The organism is Acidimicrobiales bacterium (genome assembly GCA_036273495.1).
In the GTDB taxonomy this organism is placed as follows: Bacteria; Actinomycetota; Acidimicrobiia; order Acidimicrobiales; family JAJPHE01; genus DASSEU01.
This window is the reverse complement of record DASUHN010000078.1, coordinates 1-3,615: the sequence shown is the minus strand read 5'-3', so window position 1 is coordinate 3,615 and position 3,615 is coordinate 1. Positions and strand designations below refer to the sequence as shown.

5 protein-coding genes are annotated in these 3,615 nt (G+C 74.9%); 2 read left to right on the top strand and 3 right to left on the bottom strand.

Annotated elements, in window-relative coordinates; genetic code table 11:
* Nucleotides 1-226, top strand: a 226-nt coding sequence (locus VFW24_03015) for a thioredoxin (protein ID HEX5265720.1), incomplete at its 5' end; no start/stop codon positions are given.
* Entirely contained in the window at nucleotides 223-741 is a 519-nt protein-coding gene (locus VFW24_03010; GenBank protein HEX5265719.1) for a UGSC family (seleno)protein, read from the top strand. The genes VFW24_03015 and VFW24_03010, both read left to right, overlap by 4 nt.
* A gap of 30 nt (nucleotides 742-771) precedes the next feature.
* Here VFW24_03010 and VFW24_03005 read toward each other — a convergent pair whose 3' ends face one another.
* From VFW24_03005 to VFW24_02995, 3 genes are all read right to left on the bottom strand, one after another.
* Nucleotides 772-1,356, bottom strand: a complete 585-nt coding sequence (locus VFW24_03005; protein ID HEX5265718.1) for an isochorismatase family protein — start codon at nucleotides 1,354-1,356, stop codon at nucleotides 772-774.
* Entirely contained in the window at nucleotides 1,353-2,555 is a 1,203-nt protein-coding gene (locus VFW24_03000; GenBank protein ID HEX5265717.1) for an MFS transporter, read from the bottom strand. The genes VFW24_03005 and VFW24_03000 overlap by 4 nt, the downstream gene beginning before the upstream one ends.
* Nucleotides 2,556-2,668: 113 nt before the next feature.
* Complete coding sequence (locus VFW24_02995; GenBank protein HEX5265716.1) at nucleotides 2,669-3,550, bottom strand: EAL domain-containing protein; 882 nt, start codon at nucleotides 3,548-3,550, stop codon at nucleotides 2,669-2,671.
* Nucleotides 3,551-3,615: the final 65 nt, after the last annotated feature.

Here is a 3,615-nt window from a genome sequence, read left to right as displayed (position 1 = left end):
GCGGATGGCGGCGGTGTGGGACGCCATGCTCGTGGTCTCCCCCGAGCACGCGCGGGTCTTCCGCGAGGGGGGTTGGGACCGGGCCCGGCTGCGCGCCGCCGTCGGCCGCCCCGGCCTGCTGATCGTGCACGCCGGCGGGCGGGCCGGGATGTTCTCGGCCATCATCGGGGGCTGGGTGAGCGGCGCCATGGGCAGCCAGCCGGTGACGAGGGAGGTGGCCGGGTGAAGATCGTCCTCGATCCGACGTCGGAGCTGACGCCGGCGGAGCGGCCGGCCTCGCCCCGCCTGCAGTCGCTGGAGGGACGCCGCGTCGGGCTGCTCGACATCAGCAAGCCGCGCGGCGACGTGTTCCTCGACCGGCTCGAGGAGCTGCTGACCAGCCGGGGCGCGATCGTGGCGCGCTACCGCAAGCCCACGTTCACCAAGCCGGCTCCGGTCGACCTGCGCCAGGAGATCGCCACCCAGTGCGAGGCGGTGATCGAGGCCCTCGCCGACTGAGGCAGCTGCACGTCGTGCAGTGTGCACGACATCACCGATCTCGAGTCCCGCGGCGTGCCGGGCGTGATGATCGCCTCGTCCGAGTTCGGGGACGCGGCGGAGGCGCAGGGCCGCGCTCTCGGGTTCCACCCCGCCGCCGTGCTGGTGGCGCACCCGATCCAGGATCGCACCGACGCCGAGATGCAGGCCCTGGCCGAGGGATGCGTGGACGCCGTGGTGGGGGCGATTCAGCGCTCGGGCTGAGAGAAACTCAGCGCTCGAGCCGAGAGGCCCTCAGGGCTCGAGCCGAGCGCCGGCGTCCTCCATCGCCGCCAGGGCGCGATCGCCGGCGCCCGCCTCCAGGTCCACGGCGCGGACCAGGCCGGTGAGCACGGTGACGCCGAAGCCGAGGCGGAGACCGTCGAGCACGGTCTCCATGACGCAGTAGTCGGTGGCGAGGCCGGCCACGACCAGGCGCTGCACTCCCCGGTCACGCAGCAGCGACTCCAGACCGGTCGCGCCCGCCGCGCCCGAGAGCGGGTCGCGCACGGTGAAGCCCGAATAGCCATCCTCGCCGCCGGTGCCCTTCCGCACGACCGGGCCCGCGACCTCCAGGTCGCGCACCAGCTCGGCCCCCCACGTTCCCGCGACGCAGTGCACCGGCCAGGTGCCCCCGTCCTTGGCGAAGTGGGGCGTGTCGGGCGGGTGCCAGTCCTGGGTGTACACGACGGGCGCTCCGGCTGCGCCCGCGGCGCGCACGTCGGCGCCGACCGCCGCCGCCACCTCCTCGCCGCCGGCGACGTACAGCGAGCCCCGGGGATCGGCGAAGTCGTTCTGCACGTCGACCACGACCAGCGCGACCTCGGCACCGAACCTCACTCCCACAGCTCCTCGGGCTCCCGGCCGCGCGTCTCGGGCACCAGCCGGAACAGCAGGGCGGCGGGGATCACCGGCAGGAAGGTGGCCAGCGCCGCCACGCTGAAGCGGTTGCCGACGTCGGCCACCGCCCCGAACAGCAGCAGACCGGCGGTGGCGCCGAGCACGCCCGCGGCCACCGTCCAGCCGCCCACCGACGCCCGCACCGCCGTCGGGAACAGCTCGTTCGACAGCGCCCCCGCCGCCGGGGCGAAGATCGATCCCGTCGTCACCCCGGCCACGTAGCCCAGGAGCAGCGCCGGCGTGGACCCGCTGTAGGTGAGCGTGGCAGCCAGGGCGATCAGCACCAGCCCGATCCCGGCCGTCGGGCGCCGGCCGATGTGGTCGGCCAGCCATCGCCCCGCGACCAGCCCCCCGAACCCGGCCCCGCCCGCCACCACGACCATCACCGCCGTCTCCCAGCCCACCAGGTGGCGCACGTTCTGCGCGTACAGGAACAGGAAGCTGTTGGCCGGCCCCGCCACCACCGCCACCGCGAACGCCAGCCCCGCCACCACCGCCAGCCGCCTCCGGTAGGGGCGGGCCACCGGGCCGAGCACCGGGGCGGCGTGCTCCCCGCCCATCTGGGAGAAGCGCCCGGTCTCCGACACCCGGCCCCGCACCCACCACAGCAGGAGCAACGGGACGATCGCCAGGGCGAAGATCCCCCGGAAACCGAGCACCCCCTTGGCCAGGCTGTGCAGCACCACCGTGATGCCCGAGCCGGCGGCATACGCGGCGGCCAGCAGGGCCACCGCCTTGGCCCGGTCCCGGGTCCCGGTCTCCTCCACCGCCGCCACCTGGGCCACCGACACGGCGGCCGACAGCGCCGGGCGCCCGGCGGCCAGGATCACCACGAACCACCAGTAGCCGGGGCTGGCGGCGGCCAGGATCGTGACGACCAGGCCGAAGGCGGTGGCGCCGAGGAGCACCCGGCGCCGGCCCACCCGGTCGGCCGCCCCCGCCACCCGCAGGGCGCCGAGCGAGGCGAGGCGGAGCACGGCCAGGCCCAGCCCCACCTCGGTAGCCGACAGCCCGGCCTGCTCGGCGATGGTGTCCCCGTGCACGGCGTGGCCGAAGCCCCGCGCGACGTCCCCGAGCGTGGCCACGGCACCGAACTGCCCGAAGCCGGCGGCCAGCGCGACCACCGCCAGCGCCAGCACCTTGGGGTCCAGCCACCCCCGCAGCTCGAGACCGGACGGCCCCGGGGTCCCGGCGGCGTCATGGCGGTCGGCAGCGACGGACCGACCCTAATGGGCGCCGCGCCCCGAAGGTGTCAGCCAGTGGGGCCGAGCACGATCTGCTGGCGGCTGAGCCGCTCCAGGGGGGCGGGGGCGCCGAACAGGTAGCCCTGGCCGCAGTCGATGCCGACCTGCCGGCAGGTGTCGTACTCCTCGGGCCGCTCGATGCCCTCGGCCACCAGCGACGCACCGGTCCGATGGGCGAAGCGACTGAGGGACCGGGCGAGCTCCCTGCGCCCGGAGTCGCGGTCCATGGAGGCGATGAGGCTGCGGTCGATCTTGATGATGTCGGGCCCGAGCGAGACCACGTGGCGCAGGGAGGCGTAGCCGCCGCCGGCGTCGTCGACGGCCAGGCGCCCGCCCCGGTCGCGCAGTCGGGTGACCGTCCGGCCGAGGGAGTCGTAGTCGTCGATGCCGACGTGCTCGGTCAGCTCCACGACCAGCCGGCCCCAGAGGCGCTCGTCGAGGAACTCCCGGAAGGCGTCCGACGCCAGGGTGGCGGGGCTGACGTTGACCGAGAGGTAGCCGTGGGGCGGGGGGTCGGCCACCGCCCGGGAGATCGCCAGCATCTCGAGCTCCACGCCCAAGCCGACGGCGTGGGCCTCGTCGTACCAGTCCTCCGCCGTCCGGTCGCTGTCGAAGCGGGACAGGGCCTCGTAGCCGACGACCTGGAGCGAGCCGAGGTCGACGATCGGCTGGTAGACGATCCGCAGGCCGGCGGCGACGTTGAGCACCGCCTGGATCCGGCGGCGGTGCTCCAGGGACTCCGGATCGTCGGGGTCCCCCGGTGGTCCCAGGCAGGGCTCGCCCGCCAGCCGGACCAGCCCGTCGACCAGGCGCCGGCCCGGTCCGGTGGCCAGGACCCGGGCGGCGAGGCGCCGGCCCGAGCCTCTGTCCTTCAGCTTGTTGCCACGCATAGTGGCCGAGTGGCTGCTATAGGCACAAAAGCCACTATGCGGCCTTTCGGGCCCCGCGTCAATAC